General features: G+C 60.4%; 21 protein-coding genes, 1 tRNA gene and 1 pseudogene. 9 read left to right on the forward strand and 14 right to left on the reverse strand.

The genetic code is table 11. From position 1 onward, the window contains the following. Positions 1-28 precede the first annotated feature (28 nt). Together H045_RS10860 and H045_RS10865 are read right to left on the reverse strand one after the other, a co-directional pair. Positions 29-1,156: a type III secretion protein gene (locus tag H045_RS10860; protein ID WP_236277539.1), complete on the reverse strand. Its 1,128-nt coding sequence runs from the start codon at positions 1,154-1,156 to the stop codon at positions 29-31. A 128-nt stretch (positions 1,157-1,284) separates the two neighbouring features. Then, positions 1,285-2,505: a XylR family transcriptional regulator gene (locus H045_RS10865; RefSeq protein WP_015372382.1), complete on the reverse strand. Its 1,221-nt coding sequence runs from the start codon at positions 2,503-2,505 to the stop codon at positions 1,285-1,287. A 139-nt stretch (positions 2,506-2,644) separates the two neighbouring features. Between H045_RS10865 and xylA the strand changes: the two genes are divergently transcribed. The 4 genes from xylA (at position 2,645) to H045_RS10885 (ending at position 7,969) form a co-directional block, all read left to right on the forward strand. Beyond that, positions 2,645-3,961: a xylose isomerase gene (gene xylA / locus H045_RS10870; RefSeq protein WP_015372383.1), complete on the forward strand. Its 1,317-nt coding sequence runs from the start codon at positions 2,645-2,647 to the stop codon at positions 3,959-3,961. 319 nt (positions 3,962-4,280) lie between these two features. Further along, positions 4,281-5,282 (forward strand): D-xylose ABC transporter substrate-binding protein, encoded by a 1,002-nt coding sequence (gene xylF / locus H045_RS10875; protein ID WP_003232188.1) that lies wholly within the window; start codon positions 4,281-4,283, stop codon positions 5,280-5,282. Beyond that, positions 5,279-6,832 (forward strand): D-xylose ABC transporter ATP-binding protein, encoded by a 1,554-nt coding sequence (gene xylG, locus H045_RS10880; RefSeq protein WP_041931496.1) that lies wholly within the window; start codon positions 5,279-5,281, stop codon positions 6,830-6,832. The genes xylF and xylG overlap by 4 nt, the downstream gene beginning before the upstream one ends. Beyond that, the gene (locus H045_RS10885) at positions 6,833-7,969 is read left to right on the forward strand and encodes a sugar ABC transporter permease (RefSeq protein WP_003232185.1); all 1,137 of its coding nucleotides are present in this window, start codon (positions 6,833-6,835) and stop codon (positions 7,967-7,969) included. Positions 7,970-8,062: 93 nt separating this feature from the next. On the opposite strand, the gene H045_RS10890 is transcribed toward H045_RS10885, so the two are convergent. From H045_RS10890 to H045_RS10905, 4 genes are all read right to left on the reverse strand, one after another. Beyond that, on the reverse strand, positions 8,063-8,983 hold the full coding sequence (locus H045_RS10890) for a substrate-binding domain-containing protein (protein ID WP_003232183.1): 921 nt from the start codon (positions 8,981-8,983) through the stop codon (positions 8,063-8,065). 17 nt (positions 8,984-9,000) lie between these two features. Beyond that, positions 9,001-10,986 carry a methyl-accepting chemotaxis protein gene (locus H045_RS25990; protein WP_015372385.1) on the reverse strand — a complete coding sequence of 662 codons (1,986 nt, stop codon included), beginning with the start codon at positions 10,984-10,986 and terminating at the stop codon, positions 9,001-9,003. 199 nt (positions 10,987-11,185) lie between these two features. Then, entirely contained in the window at positions 11,186-12,436 is a 1,251-nt protein-coding gene (locus tag H045_RS10900; RefSeq protein ID WP_003232180.1) for a glycoside hydrolase family 68 protein, read from the reverse strand. Between the two features lie 268 nt (positions 12,437-12,704). Beyond that, the gene (locus H045_RS10905) at positions 12,705-14,204 is read right to left on the reverse strand and encodes a CoA-acylating methylmalonate-semialdehyde dehydrogenase (protein WP_003232179.1); all 1,500 of its coding nucleotides are present in this window, start codon (positions 14,202-14,204) and stop codon (positions 12,705-12,707) included. Positions 14,205-14,314: 110 nt separating this feature from the next. Between H045_RS10905 and H045_RS10910 the strand changes: the two genes are divergently transcribed. Continuing rightward, positions 14,315-15,286: a LysR family transcriptional regulator gene (locus H045_RS10910; RefSeq protein ID WP_015372386.1), complete on the forward strand. Its 972-nt coding sequence runs from the start codon at positions 14,315-14,317 to the stop codon at positions 15,284-15,286. A 180-nt stretch (positions 15,287-15,466) separates the two neighbouring features. Here H045_RS10910 and H045_RS10915 read toward each other — a convergent pair whose 3' ends face one another. Together H045_RS10915 and H045_RS10920 are read right to left on the reverse strand one after the other, a co-directional pair. Then, positions 15,467-15,652 (reverse strand): hypothetical protein, encoded by a 186-nt coding sequence (locus tag H045_RS10915; protein ID WP_003232175.1) that lies wholly within the window; start codon positions 15,650-15,652, stop codon positions 15,467-15,469. 96 nt (positions 15,653-15,748) lie between these two features. Continuing rightward, positions 15,749-16,078, reverse strand: coding sequence for a helix-turn-helix domain-containing protein (locus tag H045_RS10920; RefSeq protein ID WP_003232173.1), 330 nt, complete (start codon positions 16,076-16,078; stop codon positions 15,749-15,751). Between the two features lie 191 nt (positions 16,079-16,269). Here H045_RS10920 and H045_RS25625 point away from each other — a divergent pair, with 191 nt between their 5' ends. Further along, a complete protein-coding gene (locus H045_RS25625) occupies positions 16,270-16,404 on the forward strand; it encodes a hypothetical protein (RefSeq protein ID WP_256094241.1) in 135 nt (44 codons plus the stop codon). 117 nt (positions 16,405-16,521) lie between these two features. On the opposite strand, the gene H045_RS10925 is transcribed toward H045_RS25625, so the two are convergent. After that, the gene (locus H045_RS10925) at positions 16,522-16,980 is read right to left on the reverse strand and encodes an Hsp20 family protein (RefSeq protein ID WP_003232172.1); all 459 of its coding nucleotides are present in this window, start codon (positions 16,978-16,980) and stop codon (positions 16,522-16,524) included. 355 nt (positions 16,981-17,335) lie between these two features. On the opposite strand from H045_RS10925, the pseudogene H045_RS25840 reads away from it, so the two are divergent. Then, positions 17,336-18,358, forward strand: a pseudogene (locus tag H045_RS25840) (methyl-accepting chemotaxis protein); the annotation flags it as partial. 201 nt (positions 18,359-18,559) lie between these two features. Next, positions 18,560-19,264 carry a methyl-accepting chemotaxis protein gene (locus H045_RS25845; protein ID WP_420875634.1) on the forward strand — a complete coding sequence of 235 codons (705 nt, stop codon included), beginning with the start codon at positions 18,560-18,562 and terminating at the stop codon, positions 19,262-19,264. Positions 19,265-19,397: 133 nt separating this feature from the next. On the opposite strand, the gene H045_RS10935 is transcribed toward H045_RS25845, so the two are convergent. Continuing rightward, positions 19,398-19,488 (reverse strand) — tRNA-Ser (locus H045_RS10935). A 152-nt stretch (positions 19,489-19,640) separates the two neighbouring features. Between H045_RS10935 and H045_RS10940 the strand changes: the two genes are divergently transcribed. Then, positions 19,641-20,312 carry a Bax inhibitor-1/YccA family protein gene (locus H045_RS10940; protein ID WP_003232168.1) on the forward strand — a complete coding sequence of 224 codons (672 nt, stop codon included), beginning with the start codon at positions 19,641-19,643 and terminating at the stop codon, positions 20,310-20,312. Between the two features lie 63 nt (positions 20,313-20,375). On the opposite strand, the gene murB is transcribed toward H045_RS10940, so the two are convergent. The 4 genes from murB to H045_RS10960 are packed head-to-tail and all read right to left on the reverse strand — an operon-like array spanning position 20,376 to position 22,802. Next, positions 20,376-21,395 (reverse strand): UDP-N-acetylmuramate dehydrogenase, encoded by a 1,020-nt coding sequence (gene murB, locus H045_RS10945; RefSeq protein ID WP_015372388.1) that lies wholly within the window; start codon positions 21,393-21,395, stop codon positions 20,376-20,378. Then, positions 21,392-21,856, reverse strand: a complete 465-nt coding sequence (locus H045_RS10950; protein WP_015372389.1) for a low molecular weight protein-tyrosine-phosphatase — start codon at positions 21,854-21,856, stop codon at positions 21,392-21,394. The genes murB and H045_RS10950 overlap by 4 nt, the downstream gene beginning before the upstream one ends. Next, positions 21,856-22,620 carry a 3-deoxy-manno-octulosonate cytidylyltransferase gene (kdsB, locus tag H045_RS10955; protein ID WP_003232162.1) on the reverse strand — a complete coding sequence of 255 codons (765 nt, stop codon included), beginning with the start codon at positions 22,618-22,620 and terminating at the stop codon, positions 21,856-21,858. Before kdsB ends, H045_RS10950 begins: the two co-directional genes overlap by 1 nt. Then, positions 22,617-22,802, reverse strand: a complete 186-nt coding sequence (locus tag H045_RS10960; RefSeq protein WP_003174668.1) for a Trm112 family protein — start codon at positions 22,800-22,802, stop codon at positions 22,617-22,619. Before H045_RS10960 ends, kdsB begins: the two co-directional genes overlap by 4 nt. Between the last annotated feature and the right edge of the window lie 13 nt (positions 22,803-22,815).

Consider the following 22,815-nt stretch of genomic DNA (forward strand, 5'->3'; position numbering starts at 1 on the left):
TTCCAACTCCAATCGGTGGCCGGTGCAGTCAATCAGCAAGCATGGCGACTTTCAGGGAAGGCGAGACGGGCCTGTTATACAACTGCCCCTCCATCACCCCGTCAATGATGACGCCGTTCTTGTAGCTGCCGCCTGACTTCACCGGCACACCCACCTGCGAGCCCAGGGTTTGCGCATCGACCACCCTGATCTGCTCTTTCAAGCCCAGCAAAGAGAGTGCCGAGTACCCATCGATGCCCTCACCCGCCGACGCCAGCACGCCCGGATAAGTGCGGTGCGCATGGTAGGCACTGTCCTCGCCATAGAGCTTCATGAACGGGTCCGAGGCTTTCTGAACATCCAGCTCGAGGCTCTGGCGCTTGTTCATCACGGCAAACAGGAAGCTGGCATCCTTGATCATGTCTTCATCGCCGCCGCTGAACTTTGCGGCCCTGAACGCCAGGTTCAGTTCTTCGAACGAGATATTCAGTTTGAAACCATCTCTCAGGGTGATGGTGTAGCCGTCCTTTGCACTCAGCACTTCCTTGAACACGCTGGCCGGGCTCTGCCCGAATTTCATCATTGCAACTTTGATGGCGCCTACATGTTCCTCTCTGCCAGAGCTGCCCAGGTAAGGGTAGTTTTCGTAAGACGCACGCAGGCCGTTGACGATGTCGTCCGGCTTGCGTCCTTGAGGTGCAGTCGACAGGAAACTCGTGAGCGGTTCGTAATGTTCATCCGCAAACATCTCAATCAATTCGCTATCGAAACGGGTGCGGGTACTTGCCAGGTTCGGCCGCTCCATGAACGCTGCCAGCCTGTCGCGCCAGACATTGTCCATGGGAGACGAGGCACATGGGGCCGGTGCAGGTTCCGCGCGTGGTGGGGGCGCGACAGTCACCGCGGGCAGTGGACTTGGCAGCGCTTTATCCTTGGCCATCCATTGATTCAATGCACTGACCAATGCGTCGTACATCTTCAACAAGGCCGCCAGTTCGGGATCTTTTTCCTGTGCCGCTAACTGTTGGCCAATCTCACTGAGCGCCGAGAACTGCCGAAGAGGATCAACGCTGTCGCTCGTTGTTTGTGGGTGATTGATTGATTCAGGCGTTTGGCGGGTGGGCACGAAAGTTTCACCGCCCAACATCATTGGACGATGGTTGTACGCAGCACTCATGAACATGACATTCAAGTCTCGGTAATTGAAATAAAGGTCGACCCGTCGATGTGGGTACTTCTGCGTGGCGGATCGAGTTCGATCGTTCCGGCCTTCAGCGGGCTGATACGTAACAACGACCTTCGATCTCAACCAATTGCCGGGGAAATGCGCTGCCTCGGCGTGTTTGTCCGAGGCGCGCTGCCCTGCTGGAACTCGCGCGGCGTACAGCCAAACTCACGCCGAAACACCGTGTGCAGATACTGCGCCGAGGTGAACCCGCAGCTAGCGGCAATATCGGCAATCGCCAGCGCCTGGTTGCCCAATTCCCTGGCGGCGGCGGCGAGTTTGAAGCGCAGGATTTCGTCATGCACGCTGCAGCCGCGCACCTTGCGAAAGTGCGCTTCCAGGGAGGAACGCGACACGCCGACATAGGCTGCGACTTGCGCGGTCTTGATGCCCTGGCAGGCGTACTGGCGAATAAACAGCAGGGCCTGCATCACATAGGGATTGCCCAGCGGTTGATGCAGGCTGGAGGCTTGCACGTTGATCGCGTCCGGCGGCACCAGCACCTGGGTGCCGGTGCAGGGTTTGCCATGCAGCATCTGGTGCAGCAACACGGCGGCGGTACGGCCCATGGTCTCGGTGCCCTGGATCACCGAACTGAGCGGCACCCGCGTAAGGGTGCGGGTCAGCGGGTCGTTGTCGATGCCGATCAGGGCGACCTGCTCGGGCACCGCAATGCCCGCCGTAAGGCAGGCTTGCAAGAGCTGCCGGGCGCGGGCATCGGTGACGGCGATAATGCCGATGGGCTTGGGCAGGCTGTGCAGCCAGGCGATCTGCTGTTCCACCGCGCTGTCCCACAGCGGCGCGCTGGTGCCCAGGCCGCGGTAGATCTGCACCGCCAAACCGTCACGCTGCATCAGCCCGCGAAAGGCCTTCTCCCGCTCCTGGGCCCAGCGGTTGGCCTGGGCTTCGGGCAGGCTGAAACAGGCAAACCGCGTCAGTCCGGCCTCGATCAGGTGTTCGTAGGCAAGCTTCATCAAGGCGTGGTTGTCGGTGGCCACGTAGGGAATGCCCTTGGGATAGGCGCGCACATCCTCGTAAGAGCCCCCCACCGCCACCACCGGCAACGCGCTCCCGGCCAGCGCCTCGCCGATCAGCGGGTCATCGAAATCGGCAATGATGCCGTCGCCCTGCCAGCGCTCGATGCCCTTGAGTCGGCACAGGAAGTCCTCTTCCAGAAACAGATCCCAGGACGCGCGGGTGCTGCTCAGGTAATTGCCGATCCCCGCGATGATGCCGCGGTCGTAGATTTTACTGCCGTTGAAGAGCAAAGCGATGCGGTGGACGGGCGGTAGGGTTTTCATTGTTGTTATCCTGAAGCCGGTCCGGACAGACTAGACCGCGCCACTCAAAATCGCACTACACCTTGGTGATTTTCATAATCGCCAGGCCACAGGCCATTGCTAGTATCCAGACACCGCCAAGAACAATAAGGAAAACGCCATGCCGTACTTCCCCGGTGTCGAGAAGGTTCGCTTCGAAGGCCCAGACAGCGACAATCCCCTCGCCTTTCGCCATTACGATGCCAACAAGCTGATCCTCGGCAAACCCATGCGCGAACACCTGCGCATGGCCGTCTGTTATTGGCACACCTTTGTATGGCCGGGCGCGGATGTGTTTGGCTCAGGCACGTTCAAGCGGCCGTGGCAGCGCAGCGGTGATCCGATGGAGGTCGCCATTGGCAAGGCTGATGCGGCCTTCGAGTTCTTCGCCAAGCTGGGCGTCGATTACTACAGTTTTCACGACACCGATGTGGCGCCCGAGGGCAGCTCGCTCAAGGAATACCGCAACCACTTTGCGCAGATGGTCGACCATCTGGAGCGCCATCAGGAGCAGAGCGGCATCAAGCTGCTGTGGGGCACCGCCAATTGCTTCAGCAATCCGCGCTTCGCCGCTGGCGCCGCGAGCAACCCGGACCCCGAGGTGTTTGCCTGGGCCGCCGCCCAGGTGTTCAGTGCGATGAACGCCACGCTGCGCCTCAAGGGCTCCAACTATGTGCTGTGGGGCGGCCGTGAAGGCTATGAAACCCTGCTCAACACCGACCTAAAACGCGAGCGTGAACAGCTCGGCCGTTTCATGCGCATGGTGGTGGAGCACAAGCACAAGATCGGCTTCAAGGGCGACCTGTTGATTGAGCCCAAGCCCCAGGAGCCGACCAAGCATCAGTACGATTACGACAGCGCCACGGTGTTCGGCTTCCTGCACGAGTACGGCCTGGAGCATGAGATCAAGGTCAATATCGAGGCCAACCACGCAACGTTGGCCGGGCACAGTTTTCACCATGAAATCGCGACGGCCGTGTCATTGGGCATTTTCGGCAGTATCGACGCCAACCGTGGCGACCCGCAGAACGGCTGGGACACCGACCAGTTTCCCAACAGCGTCGAGGAAATGACCCTGGCCACCTACGAAATCCTCAAGGCTGACGGATTCCGTAACGGCGGCTATAACTTTGATTCCAAGGTGCGCCGTCAGAGCCTGGACGAAGTGGACCTGTTCCACGGGCATGTCGCGGCCATGGACGTGCTGGCCCTGTCGCTCGAACGGGCGGCGGCGATGGTGCAGAACGACACGCTGCAGCAGTTCAAGGATCAGCGTTATGCCGGCTGGCAACAGCCCCTTGGCCAGGCAGTGCTGGCCGGTGAATTCAGCCTTGAGTCGCTGGCCGAGCACGCGTTCACCCATGAGCTCAACCCGCAGGCGGTAAGTGGGCGGCAGGAGATGCTGGAGGGTGTGGTCAACCGGTTTATCTATCGGTGAAGTTTGGCTTCTGTGGTGAGCCTGCGTCTGTGGCAAGCAGGTTCATTGTGGCGAGCGGGCTTGTTGTGGCGAGCGGGCTTGCCCCGCGTTGGGGGGCGAAGCGTCCCCAATCCAGCCAAACGCGGTGTACCTGATACGGCTCAGCGCCTGGTTTTGGGGCCGCTGCGCAGCCCAACGCAGGACAAGCCTGCTCGCCACAGGGAATCTGCGCTTAACTGAACGGCATTAGGGCTTGCCCGCTCGCCACAGAGGCCCGCTCGCCACAATCAGTACTGTGTTTGCCTAGAGTCTTCCAACAACAATAAAAGGACGCACCATCATGAAGTCATTCAAACGTACTTTGCTTGCCGCCACCCTGGCGGTGCTCGCCCTGCCGGTGATGGCCGACCCCGCCCACCCGAAAATCGGCTTTTCCATTGACGACCTGCGCCTGGAGCGCTGGTCTCGCGACCGTGATTATTTCGTGGCGGCGGCGGAAAAACTCGATGCCAAGGTGTTTGTGCAATCGGCCGATGCCAATGAGCAAAAGCAGATTTCGCAGATCGAAAACCTGATCTCCCGGGGCGTCGATGTGATCGTGATCGTGCCGTTCAACGCCACGGTGCTGACCAACGCGGTCGCCGAGGCCAAGAAGGCCGGGATCAAGGTGGTCTCCTATGACCGTCTGATTCTTAACGCGGACATCGACGCCTACATCTCCTTCGATAACGAAAAAGTCGGCGAGATGCAGGCCAGCGGCGTGCTGCAGGCGGCGCCCAAGGGCAATTACTTCCTGCTCGGCGGCGCCCCCACCGACAACAACGCCAAGGTGCTTCGCGAAGGCCAGATGAAGGTGCTGCAACCGGCCATCGACAAAGGCGATATCAAGATTGTCGGCCAGCAGTGGGTCAAGGAGTGGAACCCTACCGAAGCCCTGAGCATCGTCGAGAATGCCCTGACCCGGAACGACAACAAGATCGACGCCATCGTCGCCTCCAACGACGCCACCGCTGGCGGCGCCATCCAGGCCCTGGCCGCACAGAAGCTGGCGGGCAAGGTGCCGATCTCCGGGCAGGACGCCGACCTCGCCGCAATCAAGCGTGTGATCGACGGCACCCAGACCATGACGGTGTACAAGCCGCTCAAACTGATCGCCACCGAAGCCGCCAAACTCTCGGTGCAACTGGCCCGCAGCGAAAAACCGGCCTACAGCTCGCAGTACGACAATGGCAGTAAAAAGGTCGACACCATTCTGCTGACACCGACCCCGCTGACCAAGGCCAACGTGGACCTGCTGGAGAAGGACGGCTTTTACACCAAAGAGCAGATCGGCGGGCAATGACCGTCATGCCCGACTACCTGCTGCAAATGAACGGCATCGTCAAACGCTTTGGCGGTGTCAATGCGCTGAACGGCATTGATCTCAAGGTACGGCCCGGCGAGTGCGTGGGCCTGTGCGGCGAGAACGGTGCTGGCAAATCCACGCTGATGAAGGTGCTGTCGGCGGTCTATCCGCACGGCACCTGGGAGGGCGAAATCCTCTGGGACGGGCAGCCGCTGCAGGCCCAATCCATCCGCGAGACGGAAGCCGCCGGCATCGTCATCATCCACCAGGAACTGACGCTGGTGCCGGACCTTTCGGTGGCCGAGAACATCTTCATGGGCCACGAACTGACCCTGCCCGGCGGGCGCATGAACTACCCGGCGATGCTGCACCGCGCCGAAGCGCTGATGCGTGAACTGAAAGTGCCGGACATGAACGTGGCGCTGCCGGTGTCGCAGTATGGCGGCGGCTATCAGCAACTGGTGGAGATCGCCAAGGCCCTCAACAAACAGGCGCGCCTGTTGATTCTCGACGAGCCCTCCTCGGCCCTGACCCGCTCGGAAATCGAAGTGCTGCTCGACATCATCAAGGGGCTCAAGGCCAAGGGCGTGGCCTGCGTGTATATCTCCCACAAGCTCGATGAGGTGGCGGCCGTGTGCGACACCATTGCGGTGATCCGCGACGGCAAGCACATCGCAACCACGGCCATGGCCGACATGGATATCCCGCAGATCATCACGCAGATGGTCGGGCGCGAAATGAGCAACCTCTACCCCGCCAGACCTGACGGGGTGGGCGAAGTGATCTTCAAGGCGCGCCACGTCACTTGCTACGACGTGGACAACCCCAGGCGCAAGCGCGTCGACGATATTTCCTTCGTGCTCAAGCGGGGTGAAATCCTCGGCATCGCAGGTCTTGTGGGCGCCGGGCGCACGGAGCTGGTGTCGGCGCTGTTCGGCGCCTACCCCGGCCGCTACAGCGCCGAGGTGTGGCTGGACGGGAACGTGATCGACACGCGCACGCCGCTCAAATCGATTCGCGCCGGGCTGTGCATGGTGCCCGAAGACCGCAAGCGCCAGGGCATCATTCCCGACCTGGGCGTGGGTCAGAACATCACCCTGGCGGTGCTCGACACCTACGCGCACCTGACGCGCATCGATGCCGAGGCCGAACTGAGCAGCATCGACCAGCAGATCGCGCGCATGCACCTGAAAACCGCCAGCCCGTTCTTGCCGATCACCAGCCTCTCCGGCGGCAACCAGCAAAAGGCGGTGCTGGCGAAAATGCTGATGGCCAAACCCAAGGTGCTGATCCTCGACGAGCCTACACGCGGGGTGGACGTGGGCGCCAAATATGAGATCTACAAACTGATGGTCGCCCTCGCGGCCGAGGGCGTGGCAATCATCATGGTGTCGTCGGAACTGGCCGAAGTGCTGGGGGTGTCGAACCGCGTGCTGGTGATCGGCGACGGCCAGCTGCGCGGCGACTTCGTCAACCAAGGCCTCACCCAGGAACAGGTGCTCGCCGCTGCGCTCAGCCAACACAATAATGATCGGAAGACCGCTTAGATGAATCAGGTCAAACAGCTTTTTACCCGCTACAAAATGCTCGCGCTGGTGATCGCCGTGGCGTTCATCTGGCTGTTTTTCAGTTGGCAGACCGAGGGCGGTTTTCTCACGCCGCGCAACCTGTCCAACCTGCTGCGGCAGATGTCGATCACCGGGATTCTGGCGTGCGGCATGGTGCTGGTGATCATCAGCGGCGAGATCGATTTGTCGGTGGGCTCGTTGCTCGGGTTGCTGGGCGGGCTGGCGGCGATTCTCGACGTGGTGTACCACGTCCCGCTGCTGGCCAACCTGAGCCTGGTGGCGTTGTGCGGGTTGATGATCGGCCTGGCTAACGGCTACATGACGGCGTATCTACGCATCCCTTCGTTCATCGTCGGTCTGGGCGGCATGCTGGCGTTTCGCGGGATTTTGCTGGGGATCACCGGCGGCACCACCATTGCGCCGGTGTCGCCGTCGCTGGTGTATGTGGGCCAGGGTTATCTGCCGCATGCGGTGGGAGTAGGGCTGGGGATTTTGCTGTTTGCACTCACCGTGTTTCTCACCTGGAAGCAACGGCGCAATCGCGCGCTGCACGGCCTGGCCGCGCATTCGCGGGTGCGTGACGGGCTGCGTGTGGTGCTGATCGGAGCGGTGCTGGCCGGGTTCGTCACCACCCTCAACAGCTACGACGGCATCCCGGTGCCGGTGCTGCTGTTGCTGGCGCTGCTCGGGGTGTTCAGCTACGTCACCAGCCAGACCGTGTTCGGCCGCCGGGTGTATGCGGTGGGCAGCAACATGGAGGCCACGCGGTTGTCGGGCATCAATGTGCAGGCGGTGAAGCTGTGGATCTTCGGCATCATGGGGGTGATGTGCGCCCTCGCCGGCCTGGTCAATACCGCGCGCCTGGCGGCCGGCTCGCCGTCGGCGGGGAATATGGGAGAGCTGGATGCGATTGCCGCGTGCTTTATCGGCGGGACGTCGATGCGCGGCGGCTCGGGCACGGTGTACGGCGCGCTGCTGGGAGCGCTGGTGATTACCAGCCTGGATAACGGCATGTCGATGCTGGATGTGGACAGTTACTGGCAGATGATCGTCAAGGGCAGCATATTGGTGTTGGCGGTGTGGGTGGATGTGAGCACACGCACGGGGCGGCGCTGAACCCCAGTCTCACTGCCACCCTAAACCCTGTGGGAGGCGGTTTGCCCCCTCCCACATTTGACTGCATTTCAAGGCGTGTTCCGAGTGGTCTCCCTATTCAAACGCCTGTCGATTCTCCGGCGTGATCAACTTGAATGGTACCCACACCACCGTCGACTCCAGCACTTCGCCGCGCACCAGGCGCAGCGCGGTGTCCACGGCGCCACTGGCCTGGCCGGCGGCATCCTGGAACACGCTGACCGCCATCTTGCCCTCGGCCATCAATTTCAACCCGTCCGGTGTGCCGTCGATGCCGCCAACCCAATAGTCCCCGGCCTGCTTGCCGGCCTTTTCCAGCCCCATGATCGCGCCGATCGCCATTTCGTCGTTATTGGCCGCAATGATCGAAAAATCAACACCCTGCTTGAGCCAATCAATGACAATCGTGGCGGCCTGGCTACGTTCCCAGTTACCGACCTTTTTCTGTACCACTTTCATATCCGGGTATTTGGCGACGACTTTTTCCACATCCTCGGTGCGCATCAGGGAGGACGCGTTGGCTGGGTCGCCCACCAGAATCACTACGTTGCCTTTATAACCGGCACGGCGCGCCAACTCTTCCATCTGCAAAGTGCCCGACTCCAGTTCGTTGGAGCCGACGAACGCGGTCTGCGCCGGCCACTTTTCCGGGTTCGGGTTGCGGTTGACGAATACCAGCGGGATCTTGGCCTCTGAAGCCAACTGCATCATTTGCGCTGCACTTTTGCCGTCAACCATCGCGATGATGATCGCATCCACCTTGGAATTGACCAGATTGCGAAATTGGCGCATCTGCAAATCAATACTGTCTTTGCCATTCTCCATAAAGATATCGGCATTCATGACGCTGGCCTGTTGCTGCACACCATTGCGCAGCAGGGTCTGGAAGTTATCGTCGTATTTTGCCATCCCCACGCCCAGCAAGGGCGTGGCGGCCTGGGTGAGGCCCGGGACGAACAGCGTCGCGCCCAGCGCGAGCATTAACCATGCTTTCATGTTCTGACTCCTGCGGCTCAAACGCTGAAATGATGGAGCAGCTCGCGCTGCACTTTAGCCATGTCCGACAGTTCCTGGCTGCTGATGGCGGACTGCTCCGCACCGCTGGCGGTCTGTTGGGCCGAATCGTTGATCTGAATGACCATCCGACTGGTTTCCTGCACCGTGGCACTTTGCTGCTCGGTGGCGGCGGCAATCTGAATATTCATGTCGCGGATGCTGTCGACCGCGCCGCTCATGGAGAGCAACAGGTCACCGGCGCCCGAGGCCAGCGACACGCATTGACTGGACTGCACCTGACTTTCGTTCATGACGTGCACCACCGAATGAATTTTTTCCTGCATGAGCCCAATCATGTCCTGAATTTCGCTGGTCGAGGTCTGCGTACGGCTGGCCAGGGAGCGCACTTCATCGGCCACAACCGCAAACCCACGCCCTTGCTCGCCGGCACGGGCCGCTTCAATCGCCGCATTCAGGGCCAGCAGATTGGTCTGTTCGGCGATGGTGCGAATGGCCACCACAATGCCCTCGATGTTCTGCCCGTACTTCTGCAACTCATCGGTCACCTGCGTGGCTTTGTTCACCTGCTCGGCCTGCTGGCGGATATTGACGATGGTCTCGGCCACGCGCTCCTGCACCCGGTGCGTGAGATCACTCGTGTCGTCCACCGCCTGGCGTGTGTCCTGCGCGCGCCGCGCAACCTCTTCGACCGTGCTTTCCATCTGTGTCATGGCCGAAGCGGCCGATTGCAAGCGGTCCTTCTGCTCATCCACCACGCGGGTGGTCTGCTCGCTGTTCAAGGCGTTGCTTCCAGCGGTGACGGCCAGCGCATCGGCAGAGCTGATCAACTCACGGAAGGTCTTCTGCAGGGCTTTGGTCAATTCGTTCAGATAACCGCCCAACTCACCGAACTCATCCTTACGGCTGACATCGAAACTGACCCGCATGTCCCCGGCGGTAAGTGTCTTGAGTACATCGCGAAAGGCCGCCAACGGACGCCGCAAGCTGAAAGCGACCCACGTACCAATCGCCAACGCTGCCAGCACCGCCAGCACGCACGCGATCAACAGCAAGCTGCGGCTGGTGCCAATCGTGGCATTGGCCGAGTGACTGGCCTGGTTGGCGACCTCCAGGGACTGGCTGCCAAACTCGCCAATTCGCTCCAGGGTGGCCTTGAGCGCCGCGTCCACGGCATCGCGTTGCTGCTGCACTTGCGCTGCCAGTTTCGCCTCCACCTGATAGGCCTGGAACAGACCGTCAGGGGCGGTCAGGTCCGTGAGCAGGCGATTGACCATGACGCCGGCAATCCGTCCGACTCTCGGATCAATCGCCGTCAGGGCCTGGGCGCGCGTGCTGATCACTTCGTCCTGCAGGTTGAGCACGCGCTGTAATTTATCAATGGCGGGCGTGACGGAATGAGCCGCGAAGCCATCGTAGGATTTGTTGACTTCCAACAGCAGTTTTTCTGCGGCCGCCACCTGCTGCGGCTCGCCGGCACTGCGCGCCTGCGCGATGTAATCACGCAGATAGCTGGTCAACTGCATCGCCTGCGCACTGCTGTAGCCTTGCAGTTTGCGGGTCAGTACCCACTGCTGCACATGCTGCAAGTGAGACGTCATCAACGCCTGCGCCTGTTCGGCGTAGGCCCCTACCTGTTGACGCTGCTGCGCCAGATTCGCCCGCAACGCCTCATGCTCGCCGGTATAGGCCAGGGTGCTGTCGAGCAATTGGTTGAACAGGGTGATGCTCTCGGTAAACGGGCGCTTGCCGTCCTCGATCTGCTTGGGGTCGGTGCTGATCTGAATGGCCAGCAACGCCTGGTTGGCGCGCAGGATGTGCACGTACAACTCACTGGCGGCCCGGCTCAAGGGTGCCGATTGGCCGGTGATGGTGGACAAGCGACTGCTGATGGACTGCGTGTTCTGATAGCTGATCCCTGCCATGATCAGCAGCAACAGCACCAACACCGCAAATCCACCGATCACGCGCTGCAATATGGTCATGGCTACCCCTTTTTGATTTTTATTCGTTGGCCTGAACGACGACCAGGCGTGCACCTAGTGGCTGTATCGGCCCGGCGGGCGGGGACTTGAGCGCTGAAGACGGATTGAAAAGCGGTAAAAAAAAGTGGGAAGGAGCAAGCCCCCTCCCACCGTTGGATCGGTTTACACCTGATGAGTCAGGCCGATTTTTACACGGCGGTCACGGGTTCAACACCACATCGCGCATCGCGGGGATGTAACCGTAGTCGTAAGCCTCCTGCACAAACGAGCGATCGCCCTTCAATACAATCCTCACCGTGGGCGCTTCGGTGCCGCCGATGCGGAAGTCGTCACCGGTGGTGGGCACGCTGTCGATAAAGGACGTCACCAGGCCGTTGGGCATCACGCAATGAGAATAGGTCTGGAACGGCTGCGACGGTGGATTGCCAAGCACCAGCCCGGAGGCGTTCATCGGCGTGTAAGGGCCAAACAGGCGGTCGCCGACAAAACCGTAGACGCCATCAGGGCCGGTCACCCCATCCGCGTAAGTGAATTTATGACTGATGGTGAACAGGTAGTATTTGCCGTCCTGGAACACATAATGCGGCCGCTCGGTTTGATCGTTCACCCCCACGGCAGTGACCAGCGGCGGCAGGATTTCCCATTCGTCGCCGGCAAGGTCCTTGGCGACGGCGAGGCCGATGCAGCCGACCTGATAGCGCGCGCCCCCCACGCCCTCGTGCCCAGGCGGCACCAGGCCCAGCTCATTCGGGCCCACGTCGTGGGTGCCGCGTTCGCCGGCGACGTTGCCTTCAAACACCATGTACAACTTGCCATCCACCGGGTCGATAAACGGGCTGGGGTCGCGAAAGTTCCAGGTCGAGTTCTGCGCTTCGGTCTGGTAATAAGTGCCGTCTGCCTCGAATAGCGCCTTGACCTGGGTGAAGCCGCGTAGCTCCACACCGTTATCGGACGTGACGATTTGGCCTCTGACCTTGGCGATGGTCGCACCTGGGGTGACGCAGGTGTAATACAGGTCGATGTCGCCGTTGTTATTGAGCAGGATCGGGGTGCCGGCCCATTCACGCGTGGTCGGTGATACCCCTTCGGCCATGACCCGGCCACCGAAGATCCAGTCCTTGCCGGTGCGCGAGTACCAGTAGCAGATGCGCGCATGGCCATGGCGATCTTCCCAATCGCGCTTGATGTCGTAACGGCCGTCGGCATTGATGAACTGTGGATCGTGGGGACGACGGTCAGCCGTCAGGGTGAAAATGACGGACCAGCCGTTGACCGAAACCACCGTGCCATCCAGCGTGCGCAACGGCATGGTGTCCCAGATAAAGACCTTGTCGCTCATCACTGGAAAGTCGGCAGGCACCAACGGCTGGGTGGTGGTCGGGTCGTTTTCGTTGACTTTGAGCGCATCGGCGCGCGTCCAGCGAGTGGGGATAATCGTTGTGTGTTTCATCATTAAGTCCTTTTAATCGTGGTGAATTAATCCATTACTGCACACAGTGCCTGGCGTGGCTGACGTGACCCTTCCTGGGTGATCAGCACTTAAACACTGTGTTTATATACAGTATTCGGCGTTCGCCACGCCGTCAACCCTTGCGCCAAAAAAATGTGGGAGGGCGCTTGCTCCCGATGGCGGTCTGTCAGTCATGCCGATGTCGACTGATTTACCGCTATCGGGAGCAAGCCCCCTCCCACATGGGTCCTGGAGTGCCTGTTGAATCCTATTTAGAGACCGGCATCGCAAACTCCGCGCCCTGCTCGATGCTCTCTGACCAGCGCTGCATGATCGACTTCTGTTTGGTGTAGAAGCGCACGCCCTCAGTGCCGTAGGCATGCATGTCGCCAAACAGGCTTTTCTTCCAGCCGCCGAACCCGTGCCACGCCATCGGCACCGGGATCGGCACATTGATGCCGACCATGCCCACTTCGATGCGCCGCGCGAACTCACGGGCGATGTTGCCGTCGCGGGTGAAGCAGCTCACGCCGTTGCCGAATTCGTGGTCGTTGACCAGTTGCACGGCTTCGGCGAAGTCATTGACCCGCACGCAGGCCAGCACCGGGCCGAAGATTTCTTCGCGGTAGATGCTCATCTCTTTGGTCACGTGATCGAACAGCGTCGCGCCGAGCCAGAAACCGTTTTCCAGGCCGGGTTCGGAGGGCACGTAGTCACGGCCGTCGAGCAGCAACCGGGCGCCGGCCTGCACGCCCTGTTCGATGTAGCCACTGATGCGTTCCAGCGCCGCACGGGAAACAATCGGGCCCATTTCGGCCTTGAGGTCGCGGCCATCGGTGATGCGTAACTGCCTGGCACGTTCGGTCAGCGCGGTGACCACTTTATCGCCCACATCGCCCACCAGCACCGCCACGGAGATGGCCATGCAACGCTCGCCGGCACTGCCGTAGGCGGCGCCCATCAATGCGTCGACGGTTTTTTCAATATCGGCGTCGGGCATCACCACCATGTGGTTTTTCGCACCGCCCAGGCCCTGCACGCGCTTGCCGTTGCGCGCGCCGGTCTCGTAGATGTAGTGGGCAATCGGCGTTGAGCCGACAAAGCTCACGGCCTTGACGTCCGGGTGTTCAAGCAGCGCGTCCACCGCTTCCTTGTCGCCCTGCACCACGTTGAACACGCCCTGGGGCAAGCCGGCTTCGCGCAGCAGCTCGGCCATGAACAGCGAGGCGCTCGGGTCGGTGGGGCTGGGTTTGAGGATGAAGGTGTTGCCGGCGGCAATGGCGATCGGGTACATCCACATTGGCACCATCACCGGAAAATTGAACGGCGTCACGCCCGCCACCACGCCCAGGGGCTGGCGCAGGGTCCAGTTGTCCATGCCGCGGGACACTTGGTCGGAGTGTTCACCCTTGAGCAGATTCGGAATGCCACAGGCGAATTCGAGAATGTCAATACCACGGTCGACTTCGCCCTGAGCATCGGTGAACACCTTGCCGTGCTCGGCAACGATGATGCTGGCCAGCTCGTCCTTGCGCTCACGCAGCAGGTGCAGGTACTGAAACAACACGCGGGCGCGGCGGATCGGCGGCGTGTCGGCCCAGTCGGCAAAGGCGGCCTGGGCGGCGGCAACGGCTTCGCCCACGGTGTCGCGACTGGCCAGGGCGACGCGGCCGGTCACTTCGCCGGTGGCCGGGTTATAGACGTCCTGATAGCGATCATCGCGGCTGACGCGCTGGTCGTTGATGTAATGCTCAAGGGTGGTAATCATGGCAGCGGATCCCGGGTCGGTTAGCGTTGGCACCTACCATAGGCTTCCGCTTTGTTCCAAACCAGAGCAGAATCCAGAACTGATTGTGCACACAGGCGAACAATTGCCCCATGGAAAAAACCGAAATCGAAGGCCTGTGGACGCATATCCACTGGCTCTCCGTGCTGGAAGAGCACGGCACCTACACCGCCGCCGCTGCGCGCCTGGGCGTAAGCAAATCGGCGGTGAGCCAACGCATTTCCGAGCTGGAAGCCGCCACCGGCACCCGCCTGGTCACCCGCACCACACGCAGCGTGCGGCTCACCGACGCGGGGCGGTCACTGACCCGTGAAGTGCGCAGCGCCTACGAGCACATCGCCCGCAGTTTTTCCTCGGTGCGCGATTGGGCAGGAGAAATTCGCGGCCTGGTGCGCCTCACCGCGCCGGTCGCATTCGCGCGCCAGCAACTGGTGCCGCACCTGCCCGAATTCCTGCGTCAGCACCCACAGGTTCGCATTCAGCTGGACGTGTCCGATGCCTTGAGCTCACTCGCCGCCGAAGGCTATGACCTGGCCGTGCGCCACGGCTTCCAGGTGCCGGAAACCCATGTCGCCTGGAAACTCTGCGACACCACCTCGGTGCTGGTCGCCACCCAGGACTATCTGCACCGTCACGGCGAACCCCGCGAACCCGCCGACCTCATTGCCCACAACTGCCTCTACTATCCGCGCGGCGCCGACCAGCCCGCGTGGACCTTCGAGCGCGGCGTCAAAAAGACAGAACGCGTCACCGTGCCCATTGCCGGCAGTTTTTCCACCAATAACAGCGAGGCACTGCGTGACTCGGCGCTCAATCACCTGGGCATCGCCCTGCTTCCGGATTTCAGCGCCCACGCCGCGCTGGCCAGCGGTACGCTGAAGCAAGTGCTCAAGGGATGGCGATTGAAAGGCGCATTCGCCGATGAAATCCACTTGATACGGCCGTATTCGCCCCATGTGCCGAAGGCGGTGAGTGCATTGGTGCTTTTTTTGAAAGAGCAGCTGTCGGCAGGCTTTGGTCCTGGTAGTGACGCTGAGCGGCAGGTTGCGAAGAAATCCGATTGAATATTTTTTGAAAATGCTGCGATGCGTAGGATATTTCACACAGTTTTCACAGGCGGACACTTAAGCTCTACTCAGCTCCTAAGTGAACACCTTTTAAGCCCGCGCCCCCATCGTGGGCTTTTCTTTGTGTGGCGCAAAAAGCCCGGCTCAATGGCCGGGCTTCTTGTTAGGGAGCAGTACTCAATTGTCCGGGTGCTCACTCGCCACCGAGTCGGCCGCGTCCACGTCAGACATGTCTTCCTCGTCATCAGCCGGCAACGACTGCTCCGGGGCGTCCCGCTTGGGATCATGGCCAGTTTCACTGTCGGTGCCCCTGGTCACGGGCTGCTGTGAAATGTTGCCTGGGGCGTTCTCGTCGATTTCCATGCTGGCTCTCCGCTTGGGCGTCCGGGATATCCGCGCTCGAACATGAGAAGCACCGTGGGCTGACAAGTGCCGCTTGATAGACGAACGGTGGCCTGTTCAGACCTTGCTCGGTCGGGAGACCTTGAAATAGATCTCTTCGTCCGGGTCATTCTGGAACAGGTCATCGGAAATGGCCCGACTGTCCAGCAATGCCTGCGCGTCCTCCCAGGACATCTTGACCACTGCCTGTTTTTTTCCGGTGACGACATAGACCACGTCCATGCCATGGTTAGCCAGCGCCGCCAGGTAATCGGCCTCAGGCATCGCCTCGCTGAGCTCGTAATGACGCTGTTCTGCCGTCGTGACGCCTCCCATTTCAGCCAGCTTCCGGAGGGTCAGGCCCATGCGCCGCCGCTCCTGTTTCAACCTCCGGCCGATCTCTTTCATCACACACCTCTGCCTGGCTGATTCGCCTGATGACTATTTTTGGTAGAAAAAGATGCGTGCCAAAAATTCAGTTTAATCGTCAGGCTCTGGCGTTAACGGCTTTATCAATCGGCGCTGTAGAAAATTTGAATTAGCGGGTTGTCCTCCCGGTCAAGAATTATGAACGCAGTCAATCTGACGAGGTGAGCGCAATGACTATCCAGGCAGAGACACTCGTACAACTGACCGAAGCGCTGCGCGAACGCGGCTTGAATCTGGTGTCGGATGTGCACTTTACCCGTGCGCCTTATCGGCACAATCACCGCTGGATCTGCTCGGTGGAATGAAGGTCAGGTCAGACGTGCAGCAGCGTCACACAAAAACAAATGCCCCGACGAATCGGGGCATTTGCTGTGAGCCGGTGCAGACCGTGTTTTCACACCGCCCGCCCAGCGTTTTTTCACTTACTGCAAACTCACCTGACGCAGTTGCGGATCGCTGTCACTGCCGATCGTGATGCGTTTGGGCTTGGCCTCTTCAGGCACCACGCGCAGCAGGTTGATGCTCAGCAACCCGTTGTTCAGCGAAGCCCCGCGCACCTCAATGTGATCGGCCAGGCGGAACGACAACCGGAAGGCTCGTTGAGCGATGCCCTGGTGCAGGTAAGTCACCTCTTTCTCGCTTTCACGCTTGTCACCGACAACCGTCAAAACGCCCTTCTCGACCTGGATATCCAGATCCGCTTCAGTGAGCCCGGCGACTGCAATGACAATGCGATATTCGTCATCACCGTGCTTTTCTACATTATGAGGCGGATAGGTATTCGGAGCCTCGCTGCGCAGCGCAGACTCAAACAGGTCGTTGAAACGATCAAAGCCCACCGACTGACGGAACAGAGGGGCCAGGGAAAGAGTAGTAGCCATTTTAAAATCTCCTGATTAGATCCAAGTGATTTAATGCGCGACCCTGATTCGGCGTCGCGTGAAGGGAATTTATGTGCGGGGTGGAAGATTTCAAGGGCCGGATTTGAAATTTTTTTAAGGGCACGTGGCCCTGCGCTGAAAATCCCGTAGCGCTCGTCGGCTCACCGGCCATCGGGGAAAAGACCCGTTAAGCAAAACTAAATAAATCTTCATAAAGGGCTGAACGCCCTGTAAAGCAGGGGGTGTGTGGCTTTTCAATTATTTGGCGAGCTGAATGTTGTCATGCCGACTATCAAGTTACCCGACTTGGCGCCGACTCACGGGCATCTCGGAAAAAATCAAAGGCACACACCTGATGAGCGCAACATGGTTGGATAACCTGAAAGTCAGCAAGAAGCTCGGGCTGGGCTTCGCCGCTATTTTGCTGGGCGTGCTGACCGTCGCCGCAATCGGTTACTCCAGCACCAACCTGCTGATCGAGCGCCTTGGCAAGAGTGGCAAGGTCGCCGAGATCAAGGCTGATGTCCTCAACGCCCGCATCGCCGCACAGGCCTACGCCACCGGGCCGAGTGCTGCCGGCGTGCAAGCCTACAGCGGTGCGCTGGACAAGCTGAGCCGCAGTGTCGATGAGGGCATTGAGGTGTTCGACTTGTCGAGCAATCTGGCCAGGCTGCGTGACATCAAGGAGCAGGTTGGCGGCCTGAAGCAAACGTTTGATCAATTGGTCGGCATCAATCAGAAAATCGATGATGCCTTGAAACCCTTGATCAAGGTCTCGGACGAGGTCAGTGCCACGTTCGAAAACCTGCTGCAAAAGACCATTGACGACACCATGCGTGCTCCGGATGAGACCGGCATAAAGCAGGTCAAGATCGCGGGTGACTTGCGTAACGGCATGACCAACTTCCGGCTGGTGTTTCGCCGCTATCTGAGTATCCCCTCAGCCGATAACCGTCAGGCGACCTATAATTCTGCCGACGCACTGATCGCCCAGGTGGCGGCGGCCCGCAGCGAATTGCCAAGCCAGGCGAACGCCGCTGTAGACACCGCGATGAACGCGCTCAAACAGTACAAGGTGCTGATGTCGTCGATCTCGGAAATGCTTCAGCAGGCCGATCAGGTTCGCGGCAACCTGCAAAAGCAATCCATCGCAACAGCGGTCGTAGCCGATGATTTGGCGGCACAGCAGATTGTTGGCGCTCAAAAAGAAAAGAACACCGCCGTCGTTCAGTTGCTGAGTGTCGCGCTGGTGGTCTTGCTGATGGGTATCTTTGCTGCGTTTCTGATCACCCGCCAGATAACCCTTCCATTGAATGATACGGTCATTGCCGCGCGCCGGATTGCTGACGGTGACCTGACGCAGGACACCCTCACCACCCGTCAGGACGAACTCGGCTTGTTGCAGAACACCATGCAGCACATGACCGTTTCCCTGCGCGGCCTGATCGGTGGCATCGGCAACGGTGTCACGCAGATCGCTACGGCGGCCGACCAATTGTCTGCTGTCAGCGAGCAAACCAGCGCGGGCGTCACCCTGCAAAAAAACGAAGTCGACCAGGTCGCCACCGCCATGAACGAAATGGCCTCCACGGTACAGGAAGTAGCGCGTAACACCGAAGACGCTTCGCGGGCTGCCAAACAGGCCAGCGAACGTGCGGCCCATGGCAGCAGTGTGGTGCAGCACGCCACGCGGGAAATTGGTCAGTTGGCCGGTGAAGTGAAGCAGTTGGGCGAAGCCATGCAGCGCCTGACCGAAGACAGCAGCAAGATCGGCAGCGTGATTGACGTGATCAAGGCCGTCGCCGAGCAGACTAACCTGCTCGCGCTCAACGCCGCCATTGAGGCCGCGCGCGCCGGTGAGCAAGGTCGCGGTTTCGCCGTAGTCGCCGACGAAGTACGCTCGCTGGCACAGCGCACCCAGCACTCCACAACTGAAATCGAAGCGCTGATCCAGAGCCTGCAACAGGGCACGGGCGCCGCGTCAGGTTTGATGGATGCAAGCCTGCAACGCACCGAGGGCACCGTGGTGCTGGCGCGTCAGGCTGAACAGGCATTGGTTGAAATCAATCAGTCCATTGGCACGATTGAACAGATGAGCCAACAGATTTCAGCCGCTGCCGAACAACAGAGCGCAGTGGCCGATGAAATCAACCGCAGCGTACTAAGTGTGCGTGACATTGCCGAACAGTCTGCCTGCGCAACCGAGCAAAGCGCAGCATCGACTGCAGAGCTGGCACGCCTGGGCGGCGATTTGCAGAACATGGTCACTCGTTTCAAGATTTGAATATCCGGAGCCAGGCGCCTCGTGACGCGGTCACGAGGCGATCCACCGCTCTCGCGCCTGCACGACGCTGCACACTCCGACGCTGCCCCAGAAACGCAAAAGCCCCGCTTTCGCGAGGCTTCTGTGTAAATTTTGGCGGGAAACCAGGGATTCGAACCCTGGGAACGCTATTAACGTTCGCCGGTTTTCAAGACCGGTGCATTCAACCACTCTGCCAATTTCCCTTGTGCATCACGGGATTATAGTAGCCCTTCCCGTCTCAGCGGGCGCCATAATACCCGAATGAAACACACTGTCAAACTCTCGCCATCGCTTGTTACAGAGCGTCTGTTATGATCTTTGCGACTGAACGTTTCAAAACCACAGGAGTGTCGCCATGCGCGAACAGAATTACGCAGTGAATGGCAACGCCCAGGCTGAGCAGCTTGAAGTCAGCCGCGTGTTGCGCAACACCTACGGCTTGCTCGCCCTGACCCTCGCCTTCAGCGGTGTGATGGCGTTCATGGCTCAGCAGATGCGCGTCGGCTACCCGAATATCTTTGTTGTACTGATCGGCTTCTACGGTCTGTTCTTCCTGACCAACAAGCTGCGTGACTCGGCTTGGGGCCTGGTGTCGGCGTTTGCCTTGACCGGTTTCATGGGCTTTATCCTCGGCCCGATCCTCAACCGTTACCTGGGCATGGCCGGCGGCGCCGAAGTGGTCAGTTCGGCGTTTGCCATGACGGCATTGGTGTTTGGCGGCTTGTCGGCCTATGTGCTGATCACCCGCAAGGACATGAGCTTCCTCGGCGGCTTCATCACCGCAGGCTTCTTTGTGTTGCTGGCGGCGGTGGTTGCAGGCATGTTCTTCCAGATCAGCGGCCTGCAACTGGCGATCAGCGCAGGTTTCGTACTGTTCTCGTCGGTGTGCATCCTGTTCCAGACCAGCGCGATCATCCATGGCGGCGAGCGCAACTACATCATGGCGACCGTCAGCCTGTATGTGTCGATCTACAACCTGTTTATAAGCCTGTTGCAGATCTTCGGCATCATGAGCCGCGACGACTGATTCATTGCCGCAAACAAAAATGCCCCGTATCGAAAGATACGGGGCATTTTTATTGCGCGAGATTCAATATTGGTTGGGTTCCATCTCCAACTCAACCTTGAAACGCTGGGCGATGTCCTGCTGGATACGCCGCGCGAGGTTGGCAATATCCTGCCCGGTGGCGCCGCCGTAGTTGACCAGCACCAATGCCTGCAGGGTATGCACGCCGGCGTCTCCATCTCGAAAACCCTTCCAGCCGGCCTTGTCGATCAGCCAGCCGGCGGCGAGTTTCATTTGGCCACCGGCCTGGGGATAGGCCACCAAATCCGGGTACTGGCATTTCAGCTCGGCTGCGAGTGCCTCGGACACCAGCGGGTTTTTGAAGAAGCTGCCAGCATTGCCCAGTTCTGCCGGGTCCGGCAGCTTCTCGCGGCGAATGCTGCAGATCGCGCGGCTGACATCACTCGGCGTGGCATCGGTGATGCCCTGCGCCGTCAGGCGCTGTTGCACCGGGCCGTAGTCGAGTTTCAGGTGACGGGTGCGGCTCAGGGCAAAGCGCACGCGCAGGATCAACCAGCGTCCTATGTGTTGCTTGAAAAGACTGTCACGGTAGCCGAACTGGCACTCCTCCAGGCTGAAATCGCGCAGCTCGCCGGTCTGGCGATCCAGGGCGGTGAGGCCGGCGAACACATCCTTGATCTCCACCCCATAGGCACCGATGTTCTGCATCGGCGCCGCACCGACAGTGCCGGGGATCAGGCTGAGGTTTTCCAGACCACAGAAACCGTGCTCCAGGGTCCACAGCACAAATGGATGCCAGGGTTCACCGGCTTCGGCCTCGACCACTACGCGGTTGTCGTCGTCCTGCAACACCCGAATGCCACGGGTTGCCATGCGCAATACCAGGGCGGGAATGTCCTGGGTCAGCAGCAGATTGCTGCCGCCGCCGATCACCAGCAACGGCAGCGCCTGCGCAGCCGCATAGGTCAGCGCTTCACGCACATCGGCATCGCCATGGGCCTCGGCGAACAGTTGGGCGCGCACATCAATGCCAAAACTGTTGAAGGGCTTGAGCGAGACCTGCGCCCGCACCTGCAAGGTCATAACCGCCCCTTCAATTCGATCACCAATAAATCACAGGCACGCTCGATCAGGTCCAGCACCCTGTCAAAGCCTTGTTCGCCTTCGTAGTACGGGTCTGGCACTTCGTCCACCTCGGCATCGAAGCGGCGCAGGAACAGATCCAGCTCCGCCTTGCCCTGCCCCGAATGCATCGTCTTGAGGTGACGCAGGTTACTGTGGTCCATCGCAAGGATCAGGTCGTAGCGCGCGAAGTCAGCGCGGCTGACCTGCTGGGCGCGCTGGGACGACAAGTCATAACCGCGTATCAGCGCTGCACGCTGGCTGCGCTGGTCGGGCGGGTTGCCGACATGCCATTCACCGGTGCCGGCGGAGGCCACGTCGACCTGACCCGCCAGCCCCGCTTCGCGCAATTTATGGCGCAGCACGCCTTCAGCCGTGGGCGAGCGACAGATATTGCCCAGGCAGACAAACAAAACCTCCATCAGGCCCCCAGCAGGCGACGAACGCGATCGAGGTCTTCCTGGGTGTCGACACCGGCAGGAGGCGCTTCGAGTGCATCGCCGACATGGATGCGCACGCCGTGCCACAGGGCCCGCAGCTGCTCCAGGGACTCGGTGTTTTCCAGCCAGCATGGGCCCCAGCTGACGAAGTCGTGCAGGAACCCGGCGCGGTAGGCATAAATGCCGATGTGACGGCGGTACGGCACGCCTTTGGGCAACAAATCGGGATGTTGGGCAAAGGCATCACGCGCCCAGGGCAAGGTCGAACGGCTGAATGTCAGCGCCAAGCCATTGAGGTCGCTGACCACCTTGACCACGTTCGGGTTGAACAGGGTTTCCACGTCTTCGATCGGTTCGGCCAGGGTCGCCATGCGCGCTTCGCCATGGGCGGCCAGATTGGCGGCGACCTGATCGATCACGCTCGGTGGAATCAACGGCTCGTCACCTTGCACGTTGACCACGATGGCGTCGTGCGCCAGGCCCAGTTGCGTGGCCACTTCAGCCAGGCGGTCGGTCCCGGAGTTATGGTCTTCGCGGGTCAGCACCGCCTCGGCGCCAAACCCCTGGCAGGCTGCGACGATGCGTGCGTCGTCGGTAGCCACCACCACGCGTTCCGCGCTGCTTTTGCACGCTTGTTCCCACACCAGCTGAATCATCGGCTTGCTGCCGATCATTTGCAGCGGCTTGCCCGGCAAGCGGGTCGATGCGTAGCGCGAGGGAATGACAACGGTAAAGGCGGTGGTCATTTATCAAGACGCTCGTCGGTGGTCAGGGTGCGGGCTTCGCTTTCCAGCATCACCGGGATACCGTCGCGGATCGGGTAAGCCAGACCGGCGCCTTTGCTGATCAACTCGGTTTTGTCGGCGCTGAGCTTGAGCGGGCCTTTGCAGATCGGGCAAGCGAGGATGTCGAGCAGTTTGGTGTCCATGAAGGTTTCCTGG

Source organism: Pseudomonas poae RE*1-1-14 (assembly GCF_000336465.1).
GTDB classification, from domain to species: Bacteria; Pseudomonadota; Gammaproteobacteria; order Pseudomonadales; family Pseudomonadaceae; genus Aquipseudomonas; species Aquipseudomonas poae.